Origin of the sequence: Thermodesulfatator atlanticus DSM 21156, from assembly GCF_000421585.1 — a bacterium.
GTDB lineage: Bacteria > Desulfobacterota > Thermodesulfobacteria > Thermodesulfobacteriales > Thermodesulfatatoraceae > Thermodesulfatator > Thermodesulfatator atlanticus.
In genome coordinates this window covers 48,664-72,004 of the sequence record NZ_ATXH01000004.1, presented here as the reverse complement: position 1 = coordinate 72,004, position 23,341 = coordinate 48,664, and the positions used below count along the sequence as shown (strand labels likewise).

The window sequence follows — 23,341 nt, the reverse complement described above, 5'->3', positions numbered from 1 at the left end:
GAAATAAAAAGTACTCCTAGTGACAAAAGAAACCCAACATAGGAGGGGGATATGCGCGAGGCTTTACTTTATGAGAAACTCCCTGATAAGAACGTAAAGTGTAAGCTTTGTAATCATTTTTGCCAGATTCCACCGGGTAAGTTTGGTCTCTGCCACGTGCGCTTCAACGAAAATGGCATTCTTTATTCTTTGGTTTACGGCAAAATTATCGCCAAACACGTCGATCCTATAGAGAAAAAACCCCTTTTTCATTTTTTGCCCGGCTCAAGAAGCTTTTCTATCGGCACCGTAGGGTGTAATTTTCAATGTGATTTTTGTCAAAACTATGAAATCTCCCAGTTTCCCAGGATTGAAGGCAGGGTTATAGGAGAAGACGCTACTGCCCAAGGCGTGGTTGAAGCTGCTCTTGCCACTGCCTGCCAGACAATTTCTTACACCTATAACGAACCAACTGTTTTTTTTGAATTTGCCTATGATTGTGCCAAGCTGGCTACTAAGGCTGGGTTAAGGAACGTCTTTGTTTCAAATGGTTACATGACCAAAGAGGCCCTTGATATGATTTATCCTGATTTGCATGCGGCAAACATTGATCTTAAGTCTTTTCGTGATGAGTTTTACCGCAAACACTGCAAGGCGAGGCTTAAGCCTGTGCTTGAAACCTTAAAACACCTGAAAAACCAAGGGGTCTGGCTTGAGGTAACCACCCTTATTATCCCTGGTGAAAATGACGATCCAGGGGAGCTTACGGAAATAGCGACTTTTATTAAGGAAGAGCTTGGTCCTGAGACTCCTTGGCACGTAACGCGTTTTTATCCGCGCTACCAACTTCTTACGCGCCCTGCTACCCCGGTGGAGCTCCTGAAACGCGCCTACGAGATTGGCAAAAAGGTAGGCTTGAAGTATGTCTACACAGGTAACGTGCCCGGCGAAGAAGGTGAAAGTACTTTTTGTTGGCAGTGCGGTGAAATTTTAATTGAACGTTACGGGTTTATGGTGCATAGTTTTCGCTTAACAGAGCACGGCACCTGTCCTAAGTGCGGGGCAAAGATAGACGGCGTATGGGAATAGACGAAATCATTCTCCTTGAACATGGAAGCGGCGGTAAGGCCACCGAGCGCCTTATAAAGGAAGTTTTTTTAGCTTGTTTTAAAAAAGTTCCTCTGCTTGATAGTGCAGTCCTTTCGTTTGAAAGCAATAACCTTGCCTTCACCACAGACAGCTTTGTAGTTGATCCGATTTTTTTTCCTGGCGGAAACATTGGTTCCCTTGCGGTCCACGGCACGGTTAACGACCTGGCCATGGTGGGGGCGCGGCCCCTTTATCTTTCAGCGGCCTTTATTCTTGAAGAAGGCCTTTTGCTTGACGAACTTAAAAAAATAGCCGCCTCTATGGCAGAGGCAGCTAAAAAGGCAGGGGTAGAAATTGTTTGTGGAGACACCAAAGTAGTCCCCCGGGGCAAAGGAGATAAAGTTTATATAAACACCACAGGCATAGGGTTAATACCTCAGGGAGTCTCTCTTGATCCCTGCCATATAAAAGAAGGCGATAAGGTAATTGTTTCTGGGCCTATTGCAGATCATGGCCTTGCGGTCCTTGCCGCACGAGAAAATTTGGGCCTGGAAGGCTTAAAAAGTGATTCCCAGGCCTTAAATCACGTATGTGCTGCGCTTTTAAAAGAATTCAAAGATGCCGTGCGGGTAATGCGCGATCCCACCCGAGGTGGCCTGGCTTCAGTGCTTCACGAATTCTCTCAGGCTTCGCAAAAGGGGATCTTCCTTTATGAAGAAAAGATTCCCATAAGGCCACAGGTTAAGGCCGGGTGTGAAATCCTTGGCTTAGATCCCTTGTACCTGGCCTCTGAGGGGCGTTTTGTCCTGGTTTGTGAGGCTTCCTTCTCAGGAGAGATAGTCAGGTTCTTACGGCAGTTTGACGAATGCCAGGGTGCCGCTGAAATAGGCGAGGTGGTGGCTTCGCCGCAAGGCCTTTACCTACAAACAACTTTTGGGGGAAAACGCCCTGTTCCTCCACTTAGTGGTGAGCCCCTTCCACGTATTTGTTAGTCCTTGCACCTACGCCTCCTTGCGTTATTTTTGGAAGCCTAATCAAACGAGGAGGCAAGAAATGGCGTCTAAAATGACCCCTGAAGAGCAACTTGAATACCTTAAACGCGGAACCGTTGATATTATCGAGGAAAAAGAACTCCTTGCAAAACTTAAACGTTCTCAGGAAACAGGCACCCCCCTGCGGATAAAAGCGGGTTTTGACCCCACGGCCCCTGATCTTCATCTTGGTCATACGGTTCTTCTGCGCAAGATGCGCCATTTTCAGGACCTTGGCCACGAAGTTTATTTTCTTATTGGTGACTTTACGGCGATGATCGGTGATCCTTCTGGGCGTTCAGAAACACGTCCGCCCCTTACCCGTGAGCAGGTTCTGGAAAACGCCAAGACTTACGCTGAACAGGTTTTCAAAATCCTTGATGAAGCTAAAACCAAAGTGGTTTTTAACAGCGAGTGGATGTCCAAGTTCAATGCCGAAGATTTTATTCGTTTGTGCGCCAAATACACCGTGGCGCGCATCCTTGAAAGGGAAGACTTCAAAAAACGTTTTGAAACCGGCCGCCCCATTGGCATTCACGAGTTAATTTATCCTTTGATACAGGCTTACGACTCTGTAGCCCTTAAGGCTGATGTAGAGCTTGGGGGCACTGACCAGCTTTTCAACCTCCTTGTAGGGCGCGATATCCAGCGTGAATACGGCCAAGAGCCCCAGGTCATTATTACGGTGCCTATTCTTGAGGGTCTCGACGGGGTACAGAAAATGAGCAAATCGCTCGGCAATTATGTTGGTATTACCGAGCCTCCCCAAGAAATGTTCGGCAAAATTATGTCTATTAGTGATGAGCTCATGTGGCGCTATTACGAACTTTTAACTGATGTTCCCCTTGAACAAATAGCCAGGTGGAAAGAGGAAACCGCTCAAGGGAAGATTAATCCCAAGGACCTTAAGATGCAGCTTGCTAAAGAAATAGTCGCCCGGTATCACAGCCCTCGCGCCGCTGAAAAGGCTGCCCAGGAGTTTGAAAAGGTGTTTGCCAAAGGCGGTGTGCCCGATGATATGCCAGAGGTCAAGACAGAAGCAAAAGAACTTTATCTTCCGCGCTTTCTCAAAGAGCAGGGCCTGGTAAAAAGCGCCTCAGAGGCACGCAGGCTGATTTCTCAGGGAGGCATTCACCTTAATGGTGAAAAAGTTTCTTCAGAGGAAATAAGCCTTGATGCGGGCAAAGAATACGTGCTGCGGGTTGGTAAAAAGAGATTTTTGAAAATAATAGCCCTTTAAAACAAATTATGCTAAATTTTGGAATATGGATGTCGAACTCCGTTTGCTGAAAATTCTTGAAAAAGTCCCGCCTGAGCTGAGAGAACCCCTTGCGGAGTTTTTTGGCCTTATTGACAAAGAACTCGGTGAGCGTCTTACCAAGAAAGATTTTGAGGCCTTTGAAAAGAGATTCGAAGCCTTTGCAGAAAGAACAGAAGAAAACTTCCGTCGTGTTTGGCAGGCTATTAACGAATTAGCCGAAGCCCAGAAGAAGACCGAAAAGCGGCTAAACGAGCTTGCTGAAGCCCAGAAGAGAACCGAAGAGCGGCTCAACGAACTCGCAGAAGCCCAGAAGAAGACCGAAGAGCGGCTCAACGAACTCGCAGAAGCCCAGAAGAAGACCGAGGAGCGGCTTAACGAGCTTGCCGAAGCCCAGAAGAAGACCGAAGAGCGGCTTAACGAGCTCGCCGAAGCCCAGAAGAAGACCGAAGAAGTATTGCGCGGGGCACTTAAAAGGCTTGACCGCCTGGAAGAACGTGTAGAAGGGCTTTCTGATACCGTGGGCTACACCCTTGAGAACCGCGCTTATAAGGCCTTGCCAGGCATACTTTCAAAATATGGATTAAAAGTAGAAGATCGCCTGTTAAGAAAGTACGTCAAAGTCCGCGGGAAAGAAAGGCAGCTAAATATCTACGGCTATGCCAAGCTCAATGGCGAAAGGGTACTTATCCTTGGCGAAGCCAAAGTCAGACCTTCTAAAAAAGAAATCTCGCGTTTTGAAAAGTTGTGTAAGTCCCTTGCAGAAAAAGAAGGGCTTCCTGTCTTTAAAATCTTTGTAGCTCACGATTTTCCACCCTCTATCGAAGAAGAATTACACAAAAAAGACATCCTTCCCATCTGGTCTTACGACCTGGAATAACCAGGCTTAAGCGGGGGTTTATAACCTTCAAGGTCAATTAATATCTTCTTAAATCCTATGTTTTTAAATGTTTCCAGGATATTCTGTTGATAACTTAGAATTTTTTCGCTTTCTTGGGGATAAACCTGAATGATACACAGGTTTTCTTTTATGCGCACGCGGCATAAGGAAAACCCCAGGGCATTAAGATAAGCTTCAGCTTTTGCCACTTTGGCCAGGCCTTCTTTGGTTATGGGCTCACCTGTTAAAAAACGCGTGGCAAGACATGGGGAAGCTGCTTTTTTATATGAAGTTAACCCGTAGGAGCGAGCCAATTTACGCAAATCTTTTTTGTTTAAACCGGCTTCTTTAAGGGGCGAGAGTATTTTTAGCTCGTTTAGCGCTTTAAGTCCTGGTCTTTCTTCTTTCAGGTCATCTACCTGGCTTCCGTCGATAAGGGGGTAGGGGCTTTTTTCCAAGAAGAAAGAAAACATAGCTTTCTTACAAAAATAGCAGCGTTCAGGAGGATTAATTTTAAAGGCTTCTAAAGCCAGGTGGTCAAAGGGCAAAACAAGGTGTCTTACGCCTGCCTTAAGGGCTAACATCCTTGCCTGGGCAAGATCAGATGATGGCATTATTTCCGAAGCACAGGTGAGCGCCAAGACGTTTTTACGGCCTAGAGAATCTTTGGCCAGCAACAGCAACACACCACTATCAAGACCCCCAGAAAGAGCTACGGAAACTTGGCCAAGGCCTTTTAAGAGGTTTTCCAGCCGCTTTAACTTGGCTTTAAGCTCACTCACTAACGAAACGGATAAAGCTCTGTGCCTGGAAACGGCGCTTGAGGCTCTGTTAACAAGAAGTTCTTTTCTTTTATCCAGGTCTTTAAGATGTTAGCGATTTTACGCGCTTTGACCATACTTGAAAGCGGAACCGTAGGGATCTCCTTATCAAGGACTTTTATTTTACCGCTTTTAAGTTCGGCATAGCTTACTGTTCCGTAGGAGCGTTTGATTCCGTTGGGATAGTCGTGGGCGTAGTCAACTACTTGCGTAAAAAGTTCTTCGTCAGAAAGCCCGGCAAAGGCAGCGACTTCTTCGTTTAGGATTGGGATAGGCACACCTACACCCACTGCCAGCGAGCAACCATAGCCAAGGATGCTAACTCCCACCAGCCATTCAGAAGACATTTGTTTCAAATCGCCATAGACCATAAGGGTGGCTGCTGGCGAAAGAGGAGCGCCTTTTTCCGTGCGCGGCACTTTGAAATTACACTGGGTTCCGGCCCAGGCTACGTAGCCTACGCCGCCTCCAAGGAAAATGCGGGTACCCACACCGATGGTACGGAGATAGGGATCTTTAAACAAGGGAGATAGCTCTCCAGAAGTAGCATAGTTCGCGTTGCCCGCTTTAGGGCGTAAGATGCCCATGTAGGTGTAAATCGTTTTGTCGGAGAGGTTAATAGCGCAGTTGTAATTTTGATAGGCATTACGAGGATTACATAAAAGGGCATAGGGGAGGTCTTTTAAGGTGATTTCTTTTTCTAGGTATTTGCGTGGATAGCAATGGGTGCCATACGCTGTAGCACGTAAATATACGGTTTTTCCGGCAACCAGATCTTGAATAACGTGGCCTCCACCATAGCGGAATTCTCCAGGATAGACCTTGTTCAAAGGATCGTCTTCGCAAGGCTCTGTTGCGCCGATATAGATATCCACCGCGGCAATGCCGGCATATGCCGGGACACCGTTTAGCCAGACACGGTGGGCTTTGATGGCAGGGGTGGAATGTCCAAAGTTTATAAAAGCTCCAGAGGAACACATGGGAGCAAAAGTGCCCGTGGTCACTACGTCAACTTCGGCAGCGGCTTCCGTTGGGCCTACGTCTTTTACTATTTTTACCATTTCTTCCGCAGTAACTACTACGGCCTCACCACGCTTGATCTTTTCATTGATTTCGTCGATGGTCTTTTTTACTTTAAAAGCCATGTGTCCTCCTATTCCACCAATGAAATAATTTGATGCCCTGCTAGTTCAAGGGCAGCTGCAATAGGGTCTAAAGGGCACTTTTCAAGACGTATGTAGTAAATCTTTTCGCCTGAGGAATGGACATCCATGCCCACGGAAATAATGCGCCCGCCGTGATGACGAATAATGTCAAGCACCTCTTCGAAGCTTTTGTTTTCCGCAGGAATAACATCAATGCGTGAACTTGAGCGCAAAATGCCCATGAGCTCAATAAAAGCTTCTAGCAAATCAGTCACCGTTATGATACCAACCAGCTTGCCACCGTGGGTTACTGGAAGCCCGCCTATTTTGTAACGGTGTATCAACTTGGCTGCCTCATCAATAGTGGCTTCCGCATCTACGGTGACAGGATTGATAATCATTACTTCTCGCACAGGAAGTGTTTCCATAAGAGAAGGAAGGGTGTACTGGCGGATGCTGCTTTCTGTTACCAGGCCTACCAGTTCATCGTCTTCCATCACGGGCAGATGACGAATGGAATGTTTTTTCATCAATTGCACTGCTTCTTCAATGGTGGCGTCTGGCGAAATGGTGATTACGTCTTTGACCATCCAATGTTTAATACGCACCTAACTTTCTCCCTTGACGGACTTTTGGCCAAGTATAGCATGCCTTCGTTTGTTTGCTAGGCTGCCTTGCGCCTGTCTTTTTGTTCGGCAAAATGTTCCTTTACCTGGTGCATAAAGGCCTCAAGCCTCATCCGCGTTCCCATAGAGCGCTGCCCATCGCATGAAACCGTGAGCACAGGAACCATGCCATTTTCTTCGCGTACCCGCTTGAGAAGCATGGCTACCACCGTTCCCGGCATACAGGTAAAGGGGATAACGTTTATAATGCCGTTTACACCTTTTTTGAGGTAATCAAGACTTTTCCCAACAGAAAGAATAGCTTCGCCTTCAAACTCGTCGTTTATGTATTTGCGAGCAAGGCCAAGTATTTCGTCAATGGAAGGGTCTTCTGCTGTGCGCAAAATATCTTTTACCAGGCTTGCAAACCGGTGTTCGTCTTTCACCTGCACGTGGTTTTCTATAATAAGGCGGGTGAGTTCACGGAATTTGCGAAGCCGCTTAGCCCATCTTTTTGAGGTGTAGTTAATGTAATAAAACCACTCAGAAACAGGCGGAAGCCAGACTTCCGCTCCCATCTCTTCAAGCACTTTTATCAAGTCTTCGTTGGCAAAACGATTCATGCGCACATAGATTTCGCCCACAATACCCACTACAGGCTTTTGTCCGAAGTCCTCTGTAGGAATCTGGCTAAAGGCTTCACGGGCCTCTTCCATCACCCGCAAGAGATCTTTTCTCTCTTCTACAGCTTTGCAGAGTTTTTTAAGACACTCGTGATAGACCTTTTCAGTCTCTCCGGGATTTAATTCATAAGGTCTTATTTCGCGTAAGAACTTATCCAGAATATCGATACAAACCAACACTTTCCAGGAAAGCCTTACGAAGTCGCCTCCTATCATGCCAAGCTCTTGGTAAAGTTTGAAATTTTGTGTGGGCGAATAGATTGGCACGTCTTCATAACCGAGTTCGTCGAGTATTTTGCGGTGAAGACGGTTATATTGGCCGAAACGACATGGTCCTGAGCCAGAAGGCATAAAAAAGGCCGCACGTTTCGGGTTAAAATCAGGCTGTTTAAGCATTTTTATCATATCGCCTGTGGTGAGCACCGCGGGGTAGCACTCTTTGCCAGAAGTGTAACGGCGTCCGAGCTTAAGGGATTCTTCGTCAGACTCTGGGAGAACCTCAGCATCCACGCCGCAAGCACGAAATACCGCTGCAAGTCCATAGACGTGGTCAGACATGTACGGAAGATAAATAACCCGCTGGTCTTCAGGCTTGACTCTTTTCCTGTGAGGCTTGACAGGTCTTTCTGGAGAAATCTTTTTTCCCCGTACACTATCAAGAAAGGCCTCGATTCTGGTAACTACCCCTGCATCGGCGCTATGTTCGTCTATTTCGAGTTCAAGGAAGGGTTTTCCTCCCAAAAGTTCTTCAAAAAAGTGGATAATGAACGAGTCCGGGCCACAGGAAAAGTTGGTCAGGAAAATAGGATAAAGAGAGGGATGTTTTCTAATAAAGTGTGCCGCAAGAAGTATTCTTTGGCCGTAGCGCCAGTACATATCTTCAAGGCCGTCAAGTTCTTTTATTTCGTGAAGAGGGAGCATATCTACGGGTATGCCAAGCACTCCCAGGCTTCTTATCTTGTTGTGAATGGCAAGATTTGCGCCGGGGTCAAAGGCATTGTACGGACGGCCAACAATAACCAAGGCCACTTCGTCTGGTTTCAAACTAGCAAGTATTTCGCGCCCGCGGCTCTTAAGCCAGGAGTCAAATTCTTTTTGGGCAGCTTCCGCTTGCTCCCAGGCTTTTCTGAGCTTTCTTTCTGGAACGTCCAAAAGGCGCGCGAGTTCTTTTTTTTCTTTCTCAAGGACTTTACCCCCGGTGCCAAAGTGGAAAACCGGAGCCAGGATTTCAGCTCCGTGTTCTTTCAAGTTTATAGAGGCCTCAAAAGCTGCTGCTACACTTTGCACGTAAGGGCAAATTTTTCCAGAGCCAAGGGCTGGGTGATCAGAAGGGAGATCAACGATATAGGGCACAAAGATCTTTTTTATGCCCTTTTCAAGAAGATTTAAAACATGCCCGTGGGCAACCTTTACCGGAAAACAGGTCTCTGCTGCTACTATTTCACAGCCTTCGTTAATAAGTTTTTTATTGGTGGGGTCAGATACTACCACTTTAAAGCCCAGTTCCTGAAGAAGAGTGGCAAAAAACGGGAGCCTTTCAAAATTGAAAAGCATGCGTGGTAATCCAATCTCACCGCGCTTGGCATCATCTCGTTGAGCAAGAAAGCTAAGAAGCTTGGCTTCTCGCTCTGAGACCAGATTAGGCAGGGTTTCAGGGGGTTTGCGGTGGTCAACTTCGTATTTTTCGCAACGTCCACCGTAAAAATAAGGCCTGCTTTCTTCTATGGTAACTTTTCTGATTTCACAACGGTTTGGGCAGGCGTGACATTCAAACGTCTCGATTTTGTAGTTGACCTTCGAAAGGTCAAAACCACGGAAAGAAGATTTTCCTTTGGTTTCTTCCCTGGCAAGGAGCGCTGCTCCCAGGGCTCCGGTTACCTCATGATGCGGCGGGACGATTATTTCCTTGCCAAGGACCTTGTCAAAGGCTGCCACAATGCCTGCGTTAAAGGCTGTGGCCCCTTGGTAAAAGATCTTTTCCCCGATTTTGCGGCCTTCAACTACCTTGTTGAGATAGTTGTGCACGATGGCATAACAAAGCCCAGCGATGAGGTCTTCTTTGGGAAGCCCCTGCTGCTGATAGTGCAAAAGGTCAGATTGCATAAAAACCGTGCAGCGTTCTCCCATTTCCACTGGGGCTTCAGATTTCAAAGCGTAGAGTCCAAATTCTTCAATGGGTACGTTTAGCCTTACCGCTTGTTCTTCAAGAAAAGAGCCAGTGCCTGCAGCACAGGCTTTGTTCATGGTAAAGTCAACGATAGTTCCTTTCTCAAGGCGAATAAACTTTGAATCCTGACCGCCTATTTCGATAATGGTATCAACTTCTGGATCTATAAAAGCAGCTGCCTTGGCCTGGGCGGTGATTTCGTTTCTAATTACATCAGCCCCCACAAAGTCTCCTACCAGATAGCGCCCGGAACCCGTGGTGCCAACGCCCAAGACCTCGATTTCAAAGTTTTTAGGAAGTCTGCCATAAAGATCAAGGAGCCCTTTTTTAACGCTTTCAAGAGGTTTGCCGTGGTGCAGGGCATAGGTTTTAGCAATAACTTTTCCTTCTTCGTTTATTGCTACGAGCTTGGTGCTTACCGAACCAACGTCAATCCCAACGTAAATTTTGAGTTTGGAAGCGTTTTTTGGGAAATAAGTTTCGGTCTTAGGGGTCCTCACGGTATAAGGTCCGAGTTTTGGAAGCCTTTTAACTGAGCGTTTGCGTTCCTTTAGGTATTCCTTAAGGATATTTGAACCCTGGTATGCGGCGGCAAATTTGCCGTCTAGTCCGTAAAGCGCAGCTCCAATGGCTCCCATGATAAAGTGATACTCTGGAATGATAAGCTCTCCCTCTTTGAGGTTAAAGACTTCTTTGATAGCGCGGCGCACTCCAAAATTAGCGGCAACTCCACCTTGAAAAACAATGGGAGGAAGTACTTTTTTCCCTTTGGCCAAGTTGCTTTTTAGGTTACGCACAATGGCAAAACAAAGCCCTGCGATGATTTCATGATCAGGGACAGCGGCTTGTTGGAGATGAATCATGTCAGACTTGGCAAACACAGTGCAGCGCCCTGCGATCCGGGGGATGTTTTCGGCCTTTAGGGCAAGTTTGCTAAATTCCTGAATGGTGTAACCAAGGCGCGCGGCCTGTTGTTCCAAAAAGGCCCCTGTCCCCGCAGCGCAAAGGGTATTAAGGGCAAAGTCTTTGATGCGAAATTTCCCGTCTTCGTGGGAGATAAAAACAAGCTTTGAGTCTTCTCCGCCGATATCGATAATAGTGCGTGCTTCAGGATGAAAGTGCTCAACAGCTCGGGCATGGGCCATGACCTCGTTTACAAAGGCAACCCCAAGGATTTGCGAAATGGTCTTCCCTGCGGTACCGGTGCAGGTAAGGCCAGTGAGCTTTCCGCCAAACTTTTCTTCTACCTGGGCAAGCAGCCGTTCCGCAGTTTCTACAGGTTGCCCGTGGGTTTTTTCATAGGCGTGAAAAAGTATTTCCCGCTTTTCATTTAAAACCGCTACTTTGGCAGTGCCAGAACCTACGTCAAGCCCAACGTAATATTCCATCCCCCGGCCTCCTGTTGAAGTTTTCTTTAATTTAAGCGATTTAGTATGATTTTTAAATAGGATTTTGTTTAACCCTTAAAAAGAGCAACAAATTTTTCGCAGGGAAGTTGTTCCTTTAAGAGAGATAAGGTCTCATGCGGCTTTGTAAAGCGTCCCACGAGAATTTTTAAAACTTCTGCCCCTTGGGCTTGATAATAGGAACGAAGAGGTCGGGTACGGTTTTTATAAGTTTGCCATTTTTTGTAAATAAGTTCGATATAGTCGTCATCGCGGCCCTGGCGGTCTCCTCCTGTGTTGCGGTGGATGCGCTCAAGAATCTCCTCAAAAGAGGCTTCTATTACCAGGACCAAAGGAATGTTAACACGGGAGGCGAGTTTTTGGGCCTGGCCAACATGCCTTGGCAGGCCGTTCATTATCAGGATTTCATCGCGCGCGCCTTTGTGTTTTAAAAAACCCAGGAAGATTTTTTCCACAAGGGGGAAGTGTTCGTCTTCAAAAAGAAGGCCTTCTTCTAAGACCTTCCTAATGAAGATGCGTTCAGAAGGCAAAATGTCTTCACGTAAAGCACCTTTGGCAATGGCACGAAGCTCTCGGCCAAAGTCAAAATGTAAAAACCTGTATCCATATAGTCCTTTTTCTTCTAGAAGGTCTCCCAGGGGAGACTTTCCCACTCCCGTAGGGCCAAGGAGTAAAATCCCTTTGAGCTCAGGCATTGTTAGGGCAAAATAGCGTCCACAAAGGCTTTTGGATCAAATGGTTCCAAGTCTTCGAGCTTTTCTCCGAGCCCGATAAAAGAAATGGGGATTTTGAAAAGATGGGCAAGGGTTAAGGCTATGCCCCCTTTGGCAGTACCGTCCATTTTGGTGATAATAAGGGTATGGACGGGAAGTGCCTGGCTAAACCATTTAACCTGGCTTACGGCATTTTGCCCGGTAGTGGCATCTATCACCAGCATGTTTAAATGAGGGGCGCCAGGGATGGCTTTTCCTGCTACCCGGGCCATTTTTTTGAGTTCTTCCATAAGATTGTATTTAGTGTGAAGCCTTCCCGCGGTGTCAATCAATGCTACGTCTATTTGGCGACTTTTGGCAGCGTTTAAGCCTTCAAAAACAACCGAAGCAGGATCGGCCCCGGGCTTTTGTTTGATTACAGGTATTTCAAGCCTTTGTCCCCAGTTTTCAAGCTGCTCAATAGCTGCTGCCCGGAAGGTGTCTGCCGCTACAAACATTACCGAAAAGCCAGTGTTTTTCAGCCGAAAGCCAAGCTTAGCAATGGAGGTTGTTTTCCCTACTCCGTTTACTCCCACCACGAAAATGGCCGCGGGTCGTGCCTCAGGGGGAAAGGGTGGGGGTTCAAGAGAAAGGATCTTTAGCATCTCAGCTCTAAGGGCTTTTTTAAACTCAGAAGACTTAAGCAATTCCCCTTGAGACACTTTGATGCGTAAGGGGGTGAGCAGGGCCTTGATGGTGTCGATATTTATATCAGCGGTGATAAGGGCTTCTTCTAATTCCTCGAAAAATTCTTCATCAACCGCACGTTCAATAACAAAGACATCTTCAAGGCTTTCTTTCAGGCGTTCTCGGGTATGCGAGAGCCGTTCTCGAAATTTGCCCCAGAGGTTTTTTTCCTGGTCTTTTGCGGTTTTTTCTTCTTTTTGGCGTAACCACTTGAACATAGGAAATACCTGCATTAAAAAGAATGAAGTTTGTTTTAGTGATAGTCCAGCTTAAGGAACTTGGCAAGAATGGAAATAACGATCAACTTACTGCCCGAAGAAAAGAGAAAAAGGCTTGAGCTTGAAGGGGATCTTCCTTTTGGCCGCATCTTCACTGACCACATGTTTTACATGCTCTACCAAAAAGAAAAAGGCTGGCATAGCGCCCAAATTAAGCCCTACGAGCCTATCTGTCTTGATCCCGCGGCGGTAGTTTTCCATTATAGTCAAACCATTTTTGAAGGCCTTAAAGCTTACTATGGCGTTGACGGAAAAATTAGGCTTTTTCGGCCAGATCGGAACATGGCGCGCATGAATCGCTCTGCACGCCGTATGTGCATGCCCGAGATAGACGAAGAATTTGTCCTGAAAGCCCTTAAAAAGCTGGTTGATATTGAAAAAGCCTGGATTCCCAAAGAAAAAGGTTCAGCCCTTTATATCCGTCCGTTAATGATGGGAACGGAGGCCTTCTTGGGTGTAAAACCAAGTGGCGAGTACATCTTTTTTATTATCCTTTCCCCGGTAGGAGCTTACTACCGCGAGGGCTTTAATCCCATAAAAATATACGTAACTGACAAATACGTTCGGGCAGCTCCTGGTGGCGTTGGGGATGTCAAAACCGGTGGTAACTACGCTGCAAGTCTGGCTGCCTCAGAAGAAGCCATGAAGCTTGGCTATACCCAGGTTCTCTGGCTTGACGCGGTAGAGCGCCGCTACGTGGAAGAAGTGGGCACCATGAATATCTTCTTTTATTTTGAAGACGAACTGGTAACCCCATCCTTAACCGGAACCATCCTTCCTGGGATTACCCGGGAATCAGTCATTCAAATGGCAAAGGACTGGGGAATTAACGTGACTGAAAGGCGCATTACCATCGACGAAGTCATTGAAGGTGCCCGTACCGGAAGGCTCAAAGAATGCTTTGGTACTGGTACGGCAGCGGTTATTTCACCGGTTGGCTGGTTAGCGTATAAAGGCGAGGAATACGTAATTGCTGGTGGTAAAACAGGCCCCCTTGCCAGACGCCTTTTTGACGAGCTTACCGGGATCCAGTACGGCGAGAAGCCTGATCCTTACGGCTGGATTCAATTTGTTCCTTAACGGACTTTTCTTTTTCAAAGAGTTTTTCCAAGATTTTTTCGATATTCTTGATTTTGAATTTTATTTTGGGTTTTTTCTTAAAATGTTCAGCTAAGACTTTTTCCTCTCCCCATATAATAGTCTCTTTGATGACTTCTTCTAATTCGGCGATGTTTTTTGTCCAAGGATGAAGAAGCAGGTGTTTGAAAAAGTTTTCTGAGAGTTCCGGGACCTCTTTGCGGTATATCCAGGCATAGTGTTCTAAGAAGTGCTGTGCTAAAAGAGGAAGGTCAATAAGCCGTTCCCTTAAAGGCGGTAGATAAATAGCAAATTCCATTAAACGAAAAAATATTTCGCGCAAAATTTTTTGCTCTTTGAAGACCTGTTCAGGGGCTTTAGAAAGCGAAACAATGAGTTTGGTAGATGTTTTTACCGGTTCTTTAGCTCCCAGCGGATAAAACATTCCCGCTTCAATAAAGCCGAGAAGTTTTTGCTGGGCTGAAAGAGGCAAAAAATCGAGGTTTTCTATGTAAAGGATTCCGTTAGCCGCCTTTTTAAAAAGGCCGTCTTTTTTTCTCTTTACTTTGGGAAGTGCGTTTCCTGTAAAGCCAAAAAGAATTGGTTCAATCATTTCTTCGGGCAGGGCCTGGGGAGAGAACTTTATAAACTTGCCGCCGTGATAGCCGTGGATATGACGGGCAAGGAGTTCTTTACCAACACCTTTTGCTCCCCAGAGAAGTATCGGTGAAGTTACTTCTGCAAGCGTCGGAATAAAATCGCGAATCTTTGCTATTTTGGGGTCTTCGCCAATAAAAGGTTGGGTCCTTTCCTCGGTACTTAAGGGGAGATGACATGAAAATAATTCTTCAACAAAGCTTATAAGCCTTTCTGCGGTAAATGGTCGTTTGAAGTAATGGGCTTTAATAGGAAGGGTTGTTCTTTTTTTGCTAATGGCCAGAAAGGTAACTCGTTTTATCTTTTTACCAAGTTCAGTGACCAACTTTGATATTTCATCTCGGGGAAGTCTTGCAGGTTCAACCAATACGATTAAACGGGCTTTCTCTGGGGAGACCTGGTGCAACTTTGCTAAGGTCAAAATATGACCAATATAGCGCCCTGCTAATTCTTCTCCAGCTAATAATGCAAAATTAATCATTGTATAATGGTTATCTGCAAGAAATGTGCCGATCGTCTGTAAAATTTTTGTTTGAATTGTCAAAAGATTTTGCCATATTTCTGGCATTTTTGGTGTTATAATGAATAAAGTTGAGTCAATTGATTGACAGGTGTGAAAAATTTTTCCTAATTAGGTTGTTTTTTGGGAAAAATTTTTCACAAATAGACTAGCTAAGGGAAGAAAATTCTACGGCCTCTCCGGCGGCAAAAAGTTTGTCACCTAAGATACAGACAACCCCAAGTATTTGGGGTAATTTTTTCAGGGCTTTCTTTAGCTTTTTAAAGTCTTTTTCTTCCCGGATAAGGTTCCCCAGGGCCGTAGCCGCAGCATCTGCAAAAGCGGTATCTTTGGCTATCACACACATAGCATCCGCCTTGCCAAGGCTAAGACTGTGACCAACGGTGCCAGAAGAGGTACACACCCCGCAGGGCATGAGGTGTTTTTTTATCCTTAAAGCCAGCTTCCCTGAAAGAGGAGATTTTCCCGCCCAGATGGCCACGGTAGCTTCGCGTTTTAGGGAAAGGAAGATATCTCCGCCGTTTTCAACCACTATTTCCGAAGTAAGGCCTTGGTCAAGTAAAGTTTTTCCAATCTCCTGGGCAATGGCCCCTGCTACCGCCGCCATGGGTCCTGTTCCCGCAAGTTTTCCTGCCTTTATCATTTTTCTTGCCAGAGAAGGTGCGCTTTCGTCCTGAGAAATCGGGGTAAGTGAAGTGAGGAATTCAGGCCTTCTGGCAATGTAGTCTTCAAGCTCTTTGCGCAGAGAAAAAAGAAGAGCCAGCGTTTCTGAGGAAAGATCTCTTTCGGCAAGGACCATAAGGTCTGATTCGTGTAAAATCACCCTGAAAGAGACCAGATTTTTAGTTTTTATACGTGTACGGTAGTCTCTAAGTTCAAAATTCATGGTAGCGTAAAGGTACAATTAAGCTAAAATACAAACACGATGCCAAAAGTTAACAGCGTAAATATAGCAGATTTTTCAATAGGTGGGGGAATCCCTCTTCTTATTGCAGGTCCCTGTGTGCTTGAAGACCTTGAAACCGCCCTGGCTTGTGCTTTTTCAATGAAAGAGGCGGCAGAAAAAGCAGGTTTTAACTATATTTTTAAAGCCTCTTTTGACAAGGCCAACCGAACTTCTCTTTCTTCCTATCGGGGGCCGGGCCTTGAAAAAGGCCTTACCATGCTGGCAGAAATCAAGCGCAAGGCCGAAGTCCCCGTTACTTCAGACATACACGAACCCTGGCAGGCCGAAGCAGTAAAAGAAGTCCTTGACCTCATCCAGATTCCGGCTTTCCTTTGCCGCCAAACAGATCTTATCGTGGCCGCGGCCCGTACCGGAAAACCCGTAAACATCAAAAAAGGCCAGTTTGTTTCGCCTTGGGATATGTACTACGCGGTGGAAAAGGCCCGTAAGGCCGGGGCTTCAGGCGTCCTTTTGACAGAACGAGGCTACACCTTTGGCTATCGTAACCTGGTGGTTGATATGCGGTCCTTTCCTATTATGCGAAGTTTTAGGGTGCCGGTAATCTTTGATGCTACTCACAGTGTGCAGCTTCCAGGAGGTGGTGGCGGCGCTTCGGGGGGAGAGCGTGAATTTATAGCCCCTTTAGCGCGTGCTGCGGTAGCTGTTGGGGTAGATGGTATCTTTATGGAAGTTCACCCTGATCCAGAAAGGGCCCTTTGTGATGGTCCTAACTCTTTGCGCCTGGAAGAAGCCAAAGAGCTTCTCTTCGTGTTAAAAGATCTTTACGAAGTGGTAAAAAAATATGATGTCCTTCCCTGAAGAAATCCTTAAAAGAGCTTCCAAAATCAAACTTTTGTTGCTAGATGTTGACGGAATTTTGACAGATGGTCGCATTATTATTGACGCTAGCGGGAGTGAGATAAAACACTTTTGTGTAAGAGACGGTATGGGTATCAAGCTTTTACAAATGGCAGGCATTGAAGTGGGGCTGCTCTCCAGTCGAACTTCTCTTCCAGTTTCTCACAGGGCCCAGGAACTGGGGATAGACCTTATTATTCAGGGAGAAAAAGACAAGCTCTCTCTTTATGAGAAGATAAAGCAGGAAAAGTCTCTAAAAGACGAAGAGATTGCTTTTATGGGAGATGATTGGGTTGATATACCGGTGCTTGCCAGAGTAGGGTTGGCTATTTCAGTGCCAGAAGCCTGGCCACCCGTAAAAGATTATGCCCATTACGTGACCAAACAAAATGGCGGCTACGGGGCGGTAAGGGAAGTTTGCGACCTTATCCTTGCGGCTTGCGGAAAATGGGAGGAAATCTTTAAATGTTTCGCACCATCTTCACCGCGTTGTTTCTGATGATAGTACTTGCCGCTTGTTCTCCGCAGTTAAAGCCATCCAAAACGCTTCCCAAAGGCGAGAACAAACAAATTCACGCTTTTTTAAAGCAAGAAGAAAAAAAGCCGGAAATAGAAATAAAAAAGCTTCATTATGTCCTTTATGAGCAAGGCCAACTTAAATGGAACGTTTGGGCTCAAGAGGCGCAGTTTTTTGGACGTTCTCATATCAAACTTTACCAACTAAAACTATGTGCAGCGCCTGATATGAATTTTTGCATTTCAGCAGACAAAGGAGACTGGCTAGCAAAAGACGGAAAATTTGTTTTTGAAGGCCAAGTGGTCCTTAATACCAAAACCAAAGGCAGGCTTTTAACTAATTATCTTGTTTACTTTCCTAAAGACCAAAAACTTAAAACCAAGGCCTTTGTTCAGATCATAAAAGATGGTCTAATCATAAAAGGGCGGGGTTTTAGCTACGATATAAAAACTGGTGTTATGAAAGTCTTTGAAAAAACAAGGGTTGAGATCAATGCGTAAAGCTCTTTTTTGGGCAATGATGATCTTTCTTTTTTCTAGTGGCGTAGTTTTTGCCAAGGATGCTATTTCCATTAAAGCCGAACGGATGGAGGCCCTTGAGACCAAAAATCAGGTGATTTTTACGGGCAACGTTGAGGTCAAGAAGAAAGATTTTACCCTTTACGCGGATAAACTTTTGGTTTTTTACCAGGAAAAAAATGGCAAACGAGAGGTAGAAAAACTCGAAGCCTTTGGCCGTGTAAAAATAAAAAGGGGCAATTTAATCGCCTTTGCCAAAAAGGCCACCTATTTGAAAGCTAAAGAAGAATTGATCCTTGAAGGAGACCCGGTAGTTTGGGAAGGGGACAACAGCGTTAAAGGGGCGCGTATCATCCTTTATCTTGCTGAAGACCGCTATATTGCAGAGTCGTCTCCTGAGGCGCCAGCAGAGGCGATAATCTTTGCAGAATAAGATGAAAGAAGTTCAAAGACTAAAAGCCCAGGGGCTTCGCAAAAAATTCAAACGTCGAGAGGTGGTGTGCGGCGTAAGTCTTGAAGTTCCCAAGGGAAAAGTTGTAGGGCTACTTGGGCCAAATGGGGCGGGAAAAACAACCACTTTTTATATGATTTGCGGGCTTCTCCCTGTTGATGAAGGCCAAGTCCTTCTTAACGACAAAGATATTACCAAGATGCCCATGCATGCACGCGCCTGGGAAGGTATCATCTATCTTCCTCAGGAGCCCTCTGTTTTTAGGCGTCTTACGGTGGCAGAAAACGTTCTCTTGGTCCTTGAAATTTTAAAAATTTCCAGGCGTGAAAGAGAAACAAGGCTTGCTACGCTTCTTGAAGATTTTGGCCTTGAACGTTTGAGGGATCAACTGGCTTATGCTTTGTCAGGGGGCGAGCGACGCCGGGTAGAAATCATGCGCGCGCTTGCGAGAGAGCCAGAATTTTTGCTTCTGGATGAGCCTTTTGCCGGAATTGATCCCATCGCCGTGGCAGATTTAAAAGAAATAATCAAAAAACTAAAAGAAAATGGTCTTGGCATATTGATATCAGATCATAACGTCCGGGAAACCTTGCTAGTTTGTGATTATGCTTATATTGTTGCCGAGGGCAAAGTCATTGCCCAGGGAAAACCGCAGGAAATTGCTGAAAATCAACTGGCAAAAGAATTATACCTAGGAAAGGATTTCAGGTTAAACTAAAGATATGGCGCTTGAATTAAGACAACATTTGAAACTTACCCAGCAGCTGGTGCTGACACCCCAGTTGCAGCAGGCGATAAAGCTCTTGCAGCTAAATCGCATAGAACTTGAACAGGTAATCCAGCAGGAAGTAGAACAAAACCCAGTCCTTGAACAGGAAATAATCGAGCCCAAGACAGTTTCTTTAGATGAAGTTGGTGCTTCTTTTGAAGCTGAAAATGGTTTGAATCTTGCTTCAGAAAGTCCCCTTGGTCCAGAGGCCGTTAAAGACTTTGACTGGGAAGCCTATTTTCAGGATACCGGAAGCTCTTATCCAAGCTTTGCCTTTGAGCAAAAAGAAGCCATCGATTACGAAAGAAGGCTCACCAGGACAGAAGATCTTGTCTCTCACCTCTTGTGGCAGCTTTATCTTTCAGACCTCCCCGAAGAAGACCGCAAAATAGGCGAATACATCATTGGCAATCTTGATGAAAGGGGTTTTCTCACGGTCTTGCCTGGCGAAATTGCCGCTGACCTAGGGGTTGACGAAGAGCGTGTTTTACGGGTCCTAAAAAGGATCCAGTTTTTTGATCCCGTGGGAGTGGCAGCACGTGACTTGAAAGAGTGCCTACTTATCCAGCTTGAACACTTAGGGCTTAAAGATTCGCTTGCAGCTAAGATCGTCAAAGATCATCTCCATCTTTTGGAACGAAATAACATTGCCCAGCTTGCCAAGGTCTTAAAGGTTTCTCCTGAAGAAGTTGAGGCCGCGATAGAGGTCATCAGGGGGCTTGAACCAAGGCCTGCCCGCAATTTTTCGGATACAGAACCTCAGTACATTGAACCAGACGTTACGGTGTTTAAAGAAGGTGGAGAGTGGGTGGTGCGCCTAATAGATGAAGGTTACTCGCGTTTGCGCATAAGTCCCTATTACCGCAAACTCCTCCAGGACGAATCAACTCCCCTTTCGGTTAAGCAATACATTAAGAAAAAATTACAAGCAGCTACCTGGTTTATAAAAAGTCTTGAACAACGCAACCGCACCCTTCTAAAAGTTTCCGAAAGCATTATGCGTTTTCAAAGGGACTTTTTAGAAAAGGGAATTACTGCTCTTAAACCACTTGTACTCCGAGATGTAGCCCTTGATGTTCAGCTTCACGAATCAACTGTCAGCAGAGTTACCACGGGCAAATACATCGACACGCCCCACGGTATTTTCGAATTAAAGTTTTTCTTTTCGTCGGGATATCGCAGTAGCACGGGAGATGAAATTGCTGCAGAGAGCGTAAAGCAATACATCAAGGAAATTATTGCTTCAGAGGACCCCAAAAAGCCTTATAGTGATCAAAAAATAGCCGATCTTTTAAAAGAGAAATACAACATAAAAATAGCCAGGCGCACAGTGGCTAAATACCGCGATCAGATGGGGATATTACCGGCTAGCAGGCGCAAAAATAAATAAAGCAAGGGGCACAGTCATGAAAAGATTTCATGAACAATATATTATAGATGAGAAAGGCCAAAAAACAGCAGTAATCCTTCCAATTGAGGAATATGAGGAACTTTTAGAAGATCTGCACGACCTTGCAATTATTGCCGAAAGAAGAGATGAGCCTGTAATTGATTTTGATGAGCTCAAAAAGCGTTTAAAAGAAAATGGAATTATACAAGATTAAGTGGAAAAGATCGGCAGAAAGTGACTTGCGGGCTATTGATCCCCAGCAAATTATCAAGATTCTTAGATCTGTTGAAGCCCTTGCTTATAATCCGTTTCCGGTACAGTGTAGGAAACTTCGAGGGTCAGAAAGAGCCTATCGTATCAGGGTGGGAAATTACAGGGTTATTTACAAAGTGGATACCAAGGCAAAAACGGTGATTATTTATCACGTACGCCATCGTAAAGAGGCATATCGGTGATTAGGCTGTATTTTTAAAGATAAATATTGTCATAATGCTTAATGCTTGGATGAATGATTATTAAAAATCGCTATGAAAATATTTTTTAACAGAAGGAGGTTTTATGCAGATTAACGTTACCTTTCGCCATTTAGATTCTTCTCCAGGCCTTAAAGAATACGTCCAGAAACGTCTTTCCAAACTTGAAAAATATTTTAACGGTCCTGCGGAAGCAAACGTGATCCTTAAGGCCGAAAAATTCCGTCAGCAGGCAGAGGTCTCGATTGTCGGTGACGGATTCAATATAAACGGCAAAGAAGAAACTCAAGATATGTATGAAGCCATTGATTTGGTGGTGGCCAAGCTTGAAGCTCAGATCAAAAAATTGCGCGAAAAAAGAAAGGGCCGCAAGAAAGGAGCTCCTAAGGAAGTAGAAGCTCCTTTGGCAAGTTCTTTTGAACCCCTTGAAGAAGAATTACCTATTGAGGTTGAGCGCGTTTTTGTGAAGCCTATGTCTGTGGAAGAGGCAATAGAACAACTCAAAGCTACTGGTCGAGAGTTTTTGGTCTTTAATAACCCTGATACCAACTCGGTTAACGTGATTTATCGCCGCGGGGAAGAACGATTCGTATTGGTACTTCCTGAATTTTCATGATGAATGAAGGGGGCTTGGCCCCCTTTTATAGGTGAGGTTATGAGAATTAGTGATCTTCTGATTGATAGTTGCTTTTTGCGAGATTTTAATGCCAAAGACAAATGGGAGTTTTTTGAAAAGATTGCCAACTGCCTTGGAAAAGAGCTCAATATCCCGCCAGAAGCTATTAAAAAGGCCTTAGAAGAGCGTGAAAAACTTGGTAGCACTGCTATAGGAGGGGGCGTTGCCATCCCTCACAGTAGGGTTTCGGGGTTAGAAAAAATTGCCATTGCCCTGGCGATAAAAGAAGACGGTCTAAATTTTGATGCTCCTGATAAATTGCCGGTTAAACTGATTTTTGTGGTACTTGCTCCTGAAAATGAATCCAACCTTTACCTAAAAACCCTGGCCCAGCTTGCTCGCATTTTGAAACAAGAAAAAATAAAAGAAAATCTCCTTAAAGCCCAAAGCCCTGAAGAAGTCAAGAGGATTTTATCCGAAGTTGACTACGGATACTAAAAAAAACATCCAAACAGTTATTATTACCGGGCTTTCTGGTTCAGGGAAAAGTACGGTTTTGCGAGCTTTTGAAGATTTGGGCTTCTTTGGGGTGGACAACCTCCCTGTAGAACTTCTGCCGGCTTTTCTTGATATTAAAAGCAAACAGCTGACTGACAAAAATTCCTTGCGTTTAGCCTTGGTAATGGATGTGCGCGAAGAGTCTTTTGTCAAAAGCTGCAAAGATATTTTTGACCAGGTAAAAAAAGAAGGCTATCACCTTGAGATAGTCTTTTTAGAAGCAAGTGATGAGGTCCTTATTGCACGTTTTTCCCAGACAAGAAGGCCCCATCCCCTGGCTCCCCGTTCTCCTTTGGCAGAGGCCTTAAAGCTTGAAAGAGCTCTTTTAGCAGATGTAAAAGAGATTGCCGACGTGGTGATTGATACTTCGAAATTTAACGTTCATCAGCTACGTCGTGAGATTAAAGAACGTTTTGGCCCCCGCAAAGATCTTACTTCGCTTTTGGTGCATCTTATGTCCTTTGGTTTTAAATACGGTGTTCCTCCAGAGGCCCACATTTTGTTTGACGTGCGCTTTTTGGCCAATCCTTACTTTGATCCAGCCCTCAAACCCCTAAGTGGTCTTGATGAAAAAATAAGAAAATATGTTTTAGGGGTCCCTGAAACCACGCAATTTCTTGCTCTTTCAGAGCAATATTTGCGTTTTCTGCTTCCTCAATACGAAAAAGAAGGAAAAACATATTTAGTGGTAGGCATAGGTTGTACGGGTGGTAGGCATCGTTCTGTTGTTATTGCCCAAGAGATTGGTGCTATGATAAAAGAATGGGGTTGGGACACCATTATCACGCACCGGGACATTGACAAGGAGGCCGCAAAATGACGGGTATTATCATCGCGGGCCACGGGCGCTTACCAGAAGAAATCCTTACCATCTGTGCTTTTATCCTGGGGAAGATACAAAATGTCGAAAGTGTGGCGATTGATCCCTCTGAACCACCTGAAGAAATCCACAATCGTTTAGCAGAAGCTATTAAAAGGCTTGATCAAGGGCAGGGGGTGGTTATCCTGACAGACCTTTTTGGGGGTACACCTTCAAATATTGCGCTATCGTTTCTACAAAAAGGCCGGATAGAAGTGGTTTCAGGGGTTAATTTACCTATGGTGATCAAGGCCATCCAACACCAAGACTCCCCCGCGGCTGAGCTTGCACCTATTTTGGTTGAAGCCGGGCGTAAGGCTATTACCAAAGCCTCCGATATTCTGGAATAAG

Annotated in this window: 25 protein-coding genes; 17 read left to right on the top strand and 8 right to left on the bottom strand. The window is 45.3% G+C overall.

The genetic code is table 11. The features are described from left to right. The first annotated feature begins 51 nt into the window (after nucleotides 1–51). The 4 genes from amrS (at nucleotide 52) to H528_RS12345 (ending at nucleotide 4,237) form a co-directional block, all read left to right on the top strand. A complete protein-coding gene (gene amrS / locus H528_RS0102540; RefSeq protein ID WP_022852781.1) occupies nucleotides 52–1,068 on the top strand; it encodes an AmmeMemoRadiSam system radical SAM enzyme in 1,017 nt (338 codons plus the stop codon). Continuing rightward, entirely contained in the window at nucleotides 1,059–2,060 is a 1,002-nt protein-coding gene (gene hypE / locus H528_RS0102535) for a hydrogenase expression/formation protein HypE (protein ID WP_022852780.1), read from the top strand. The genes amrS and hypE overlap by 10 nt, the downstream gene beginning before the upstream one ends. 73 nt (nucleotides 2,061–2,133) lie before the next feature. Continuing rightward, nucleotides 2,134–3,339, top strand: a complete 1,206-nt coding sequence (gene tyrS, locus H528_RS0102530; protein ID WP_028845736.1) for a tyrosine--tRNA ligase — start codon at nucleotides 2,134–2,136, stop codon at nucleotides 3,337–3,339. A 25-nt stretch (nucleotides 3,340–3,364) separates the two neighbouring features. Further along, the gene (locus tag H528_RS12345; protein ID WP_157608080.1) at nucleotides 3,365–4,237 is read left to right on the top strand and encodes a hypothetical protein; all 873 of its coding nucleotides are present in this window, start codon (nucleotides 3,365–3,367) and stop codon (nucleotides 4,235–4,237) included. Here H528_RS12345 and larE read toward each other — a convergent pair. The 6 genes from larE to ftsY form a co-directional block, all read right to left on the bottom strand. Then, on the bottom strand, nucleotides 4,222–5,019 hold the full coding sequence (larE, locus tag H528_RS0102520) for an ATP-dependent sacrificial sulfur transferase LarE (protein WP_022852777.1): 798 nt from the start codon (nucleotides 5,017–5,019) through the stop codon (nucleotides 4,222–4,224). The genes H528_RS12345 and larE overlap by 16 nt on opposite strands. After that, nucleotides 5,019–6,203 (bottom strand): homocysteine biosynthesis protein, encoded by a 1,185-nt coding sequence (locus H528_RS0102515; protein WP_022852776.1) that lies wholly within the window; start codon nucleotides 6,201–6,203, stop codon nucleotides 5,019–5,021. Before H528_RS0102515 ends, larE begins: the two co-directional genes overlap by 1 nt. An 8-nt stretch (nucleotides 6,204–6,211) precedes the next feature. Next, the gene (locus H528_RS0102510) at nucleotides 6,212–6,811 is read right to left on the bottom strand and encodes a CBS domain-containing protein (RefSeq protein WP_022852775.1); all 600 of its coding nucleotides are present in this window, start codon (nucleotides 6,809–6,811) and stop codon (nucleotides 6,212–6,214) included. A 56-nt stretch (nucleotides 6,812–6,867) separates the two neighbouring features. After that, nucleotides 6,868–11,046 (bottom strand): acyl-CoA dehydratase activase, encoded by a 4,179-nt coding sequence (locus H528_RS0102505; protein WP_022852774.1) that lies wholly within the window; start codon nucleotides 11,044–11,046, stop codon nucleotides 6,868–6,870. Nucleotides 11,047–11,114: 68 nt separating this feature from the next. Next, nucleotides 11,115–11,759, bottom strand: a complete 645-nt coding sequence (locus H528_RS0102500) for an adenylate kinase family protein (RefSeq protein WP_022852773.1) — start codon at nucleotides 11,757–11,759, stop codon at nucleotides 11,115–11,117. 2 nt (nucleotides 11,760–11,761) lie between these two features. Continuing rightward, entirely contained in the window at nucleotides 11,762–12,721 is a 960-nt protein-coding gene (ftsY, locus tag H528_RS0102495) for a signal recognition particle-docking protein FtsY (RefSeq protein ID WP_022852772.1), read from the bottom strand. A 69-nt stretch (nucleotides 12,722–12,790) separates the two neighbouring features. Here ftsY and H528_RS0102490 point away from each other — a divergent pair, with 69 nt between their 5' ends. After that, nucleotides 12,791–13,861 (top strand): branched-chain amino acid aminotransferase, encoded by a 1,071-nt coding sequence (locus H528_RS0102490; RefSeq protein WP_022852771.1) that lies wholly within the window; start codon nucleotides 12,791–12,793, stop codon nucleotides 13,859–13,861. Here the strand turns inward: H528_RS0102490 and H528_RS0102485 are convergent. After that, nucleotides 13,800–14,996 carry a sigma-54-dependent transcriptional regulator gene (locus H528_RS0102485; RefSeq protein WP_022852770.1) on the bottom strand — a complete coding sequence of 399 codons (1,197 nt, stop codon included), beginning with the start codon at nucleotides 14,994–14,996 and terminating at the stop codon, nucleotides 13,800–13,802. The genes H528_RS0102490 and H528_RS0102485 overlap by 62 nt on opposite strands. A 187-nt stretch (nucleotides 14,997–15,183) precedes the next feature. Then, nucleotides 15,184–15,921 (bottom strand): UPF0280 family protein, encoded by a 738-nt coding sequence (locus H528_RS0102480; protein ID WP_022852769.1) that lies wholly within the window; start codon nucleotides 15,919–15,921, stop codon nucleotides 15,184–15,186. Between the two features lie 39 nt (nucleotides 15,922–15,960). On the opposite strand from H528_RS0102480, the gene kdsA reads away from it, so the two are divergent. From kdsA to H528_RS0102420, 12 genes are all read left to right on the top strand, one after another. Next, nucleotides 15,961–16,800: a 3-deoxy-8-phosphooctulonate synthase gene (kdsA, locus tag H528_RS0102475; RefSeq protein WP_022852768.1), complete on the top strand. Its 840-nt coding sequence runs from the start codon at nucleotides 15,961–15,963 to the stop codon at nucleotides 16,798–16,800. Then, nucleotides 16,784–17,338 carry a KdsC family phosphatase gene (locus H528_RS0102470; RefSeq protein WP_022852767.1) on the top strand — a complete coding sequence of 185 codons (555 nt, stop codon included), beginning with the start codon at nucleotides 16,784–16,786 and terminating at the stop codon, nucleotides 17,336–17,338. The genes kdsA and H528_RS0102470 overlap by 17 nt, the downstream gene beginning before the upstream one ends. Next, nucleotides 17,305–17,856 (top strand): LPS export ABC transporter periplasmic protein LptC, encoded by a 552-nt coding sequence (lptC, locus tag H528_RS0102465; RefSeq protein ID WP_084677626.1) that lies wholly within the window; start codon nucleotides 17,305–17,307, stop codon nucleotides 17,854–17,856. The genes H528_RS0102470 and lptC overlap by 34 nt, the downstream gene beginning before the upstream one ends. Next, nucleotides 17,849–18,307: a lipopolysaccharide transport periplasmic protein LptA gene (gene lptA / locus H528_RS0102460; RefSeq protein WP_022852765.1), complete on the top strand. Its 459-nt coding sequence runs from the start codon at nucleotides 17,849–17,851 to the stop codon at nucleotides 18,305–18,307. Before lptC ends, lptA begins: the two co-directional genes overlap by 8 nt. Nucleotide 18,308: 1 nt before the next feature. Continuing rightward, nucleotides 18,309–19,043 (top strand): LPS export ABC transporter ATP-binding protein, encoded by a 735-nt coding sequence (gene lptB / locus H528_RS0102455; protein ID WP_022852764.1) that lies wholly within the window; start codon nucleotides 18,309–18,311, stop codon nucleotides 19,041–19,043. 4 nt (nucleotides 19,044–19,047) lie between these two features. Continuing rightward, complete coding sequence (gene rpoN, locus H528_RS0102450; RefSeq protein WP_022852763.1) at nucleotides 19,048–20,484, top strand: RNA polymerase factor sigma-54; 1,437 nt, start codon at nucleotides 19,048–19,050, stop codon at nucleotides 20,482–20,484. A gap of 16 nt (nucleotides 20,485–20,500) precedes the next feature. Beyond that, nucleotides 20,501–20,698 carry a hypothetical protein gene (locus H528_RS0102445; protein WP_022852762.1) on the top strand — a complete coding sequence of 66 codons (198 nt, stop codon included), beginning with the start codon at nucleotides 20,501–20,503 and terminating at the stop codon, nucleotides 20,696–20,698. After that, a complete protein-coding gene (locus tag H528_RS0102440) occupies nucleotides 20,679–20,939 on the top strand; it encodes a type II toxin-antitoxin system RelE family toxin (RefSeq protein ID WP_022852761.1) in 261 nt (86 codons plus the stop codon). The genes H528_RS0102445 and H528_RS0102440 overlap by 20 nt, the downstream gene beginning before the upstream one ends. 103 nt (nucleotides 20,940–21,042) lie before the next feature. Next, nucleotides 21,043–21,573, top strand: coding sequence for a ribosome hibernation-promoting factor, HPF/YfiA family (gene hpf / locus H528_RS0102435; RefSeq protein ID WP_022852760.1), 531 nt, complete (start codon nucleotides 21,043–21,045; stop codon nucleotides 21,571–21,573). Nucleotides 21,574–21,612: 39 nt separating this feature from the next. Continuing rightward, on the top strand, nucleotides 21,613–22,071 hold the full coding sequence (locus tag H528_RS12340; protein WP_169352762.1) for a PTS sugar transporter subunit IIA: 459 nt from the start codon (nucleotides 21,613–21,615) through the stop codon (nucleotides 22,069–22,071). After that, the gene (rapZ, locus tag H528_RS0102425; RefSeq protein WP_022852758.1) at nucleotides 22,055–22,951 is read left to right on the top strand and encodes an RNase adapter RapZ; all 897 of its coding nucleotides are present in this window, start codon (nucleotides 22,055–22,057) and stop codon (nucleotides 22,949–22,951) included. The genes H528_RS12340 and rapZ overlap by 17 nt, the downstream gene beginning before the upstream one ends. Further along, the gene (locus H528_RS0102420) at nucleotides 22,948–23,340 is read left to right on the top strand and encodes a PTS sugar transporter subunit IIA (protein WP_022852757.1); all 393 of its coding nucleotides are present in this window, start codon (nucleotides 22,948–22,950) and stop codon (nucleotides 23,338–23,340) included. The genes rapZ and H528_RS0102420 overlap by 4 nt, the downstream gene beginning before the upstream one ends. Nucleotide 23,341 lies beyond the last annotated feature (1 nt).

Excerpts from the sequence above, each read along its gene's own strand:
- amrS (WP_022852781.1), top strand. The coding sequence starts at position 52 with ATGCGCGAGGCTTTACTTTATGAGAAACTCCCTGATAAGAACGTAAAG.
- hypE (WP_022852780.1), top strand. The coding sequence starts at position 1,059 with ATGGGAATAGACGAAATCATTCTCCTTGAACATGGAAGCGGCGGTAAG.
- tyrS (WP_028845736.1), top strand. The coding sequence starts at position 2,134 with ATGACCCCTGAAGAGCAACTTGAATACCTTAAACGCGGAACCGTTGAT.
- H528_RS12345 (WP_157608080.1), top strand. The coding sequence starts at position 3,365 with ATGGATGTCGAACTCCGTTTGCTGAAAATTCTTGAAAAAGTCCCGCCT.
- H528_RS0102515 (WP_022852776.1), bottom strand. The coding sequence starts at position 6,203 with ATGGCTTTTAAAGTAAAAAAGACCATCGACGAAATCAATGAAAAGATC.
- H528_RS0102505 (WP_022852774.1), bottom strand. The coding sequence starts at position 11,046 with ATGGAATATTACGTTGGGCTTGACGTAGGTTCTGGCACTGCCAAAGTA.
- H528_RS0102500 (WP_022852773.1), bottom strand. The coding sequence starts at position 11,759 with ATGCCTGAGCTCAAAGGGATTTTACTCCTTGGCCCTACGGGAGTGGGA.
- ftsY (WP_022852772.1), bottom strand. The coding sequence starts at position 12,721 with ATGTTCAAGTGGTTACGCCAAAAAGAAGAAAAAACCGCAAAAGACCAG.
- H528_RS0102490 (WP_022852771.1), top strand. The coding sequence starts at position 12,791 with ATGGAAATAACGATCAACTTACTGCCCGAAGAAAAGAGAAAAAGGCTT.
- H528_RS0102485 (WP_022852770.1), bottom strand. The coding sequence starts at position 14,996 with ATGATTAATTTTGCATTATTAGCTGGAGAAGAATTAGCAGGGCGCTAT.
- H528_RS0102480 (WP_022852769.1), bottom strand. The coding sequence starts at position 15,921 with ATGAATTTTGAACTTAGAGACTACCGTACACGTATAAAAACTAAAAAT.
- kdsA (WP_022852768.1), top strand. The coding sequence starts at position 15,961 with ATGCCAAAAGTTAACAGCGTAAATATAGCAGATTTTTCAATAGGTGGG.
- H528_RS0102470 (WP_022852767.1), top strand. The coding sequence starts at position 16,784 with ATGATGTCCTTCCCTGAAGAAATCCTTAAAAGAGCTTCCAAAATCAAA.
- lptC (WP_084677626.1), top strand. The coding sequence starts at position 17,305 with ATGTTTCGCACCATCTTCACCGCGTTGTTTCTGATGATAGTACTTGCC.
- lptA (WP_022852765.1), top strand. The coding sequence starts at position 17,849 with ATGCGTAAAGCTCTTTTTTGGGCAATGATGATCTTTCTTTTTTCTAGT.
- lptB (WP_022852764.1), top strand. The coding sequence starts at position 18,309 with ATGAAAGAAGTTCAAAGACTAAAAGCCCAGGGGCTTCGCAAAAAATTC.
- rpoN (WP_022852763.1), top strand. The coding sequence starts at position 19,048 with ATGGCGCTTGAATTAAGACAACATTTGAAACTTACCCAGCAGCTGGTG.
- H528_RS0102445 (WP_022852762.1), top strand. The coding sequence starts at position 20,501 with ATGAAAAGATTTCATGAACAATATATTATAGATGAGAAAGGCCAAAAA.
- H528_RS0102440 (WP_022852761.1), top strand. The coding sequence starts at position 20,679 with ATGGAATTATACAAGATTAAGTGGAAAAGATCGGCAGAAAGTGACTTG.
- hpf (WP_022852760.1), top strand. The coding sequence starts at position 21,043 with ATGCAGATTAACGTTACCTTTCGCCATTTAGATTCTTCTCCAGGCCTT.
- H528_RS12340 (WP_169352762.1), top strand. The coding sequence starts at position 21,613 with ATGAGAATTAGTGATCTTCTGATTGATAGTTGCTTTTTGCGAGATTTT.
- H528_RS0102420 (WP_022852757.1), top strand. The coding sequence starts at position 22,948 with ATGACGGGTATTATCATCGCGGGCCACGGGCGCTTACCAGAAGAAATC.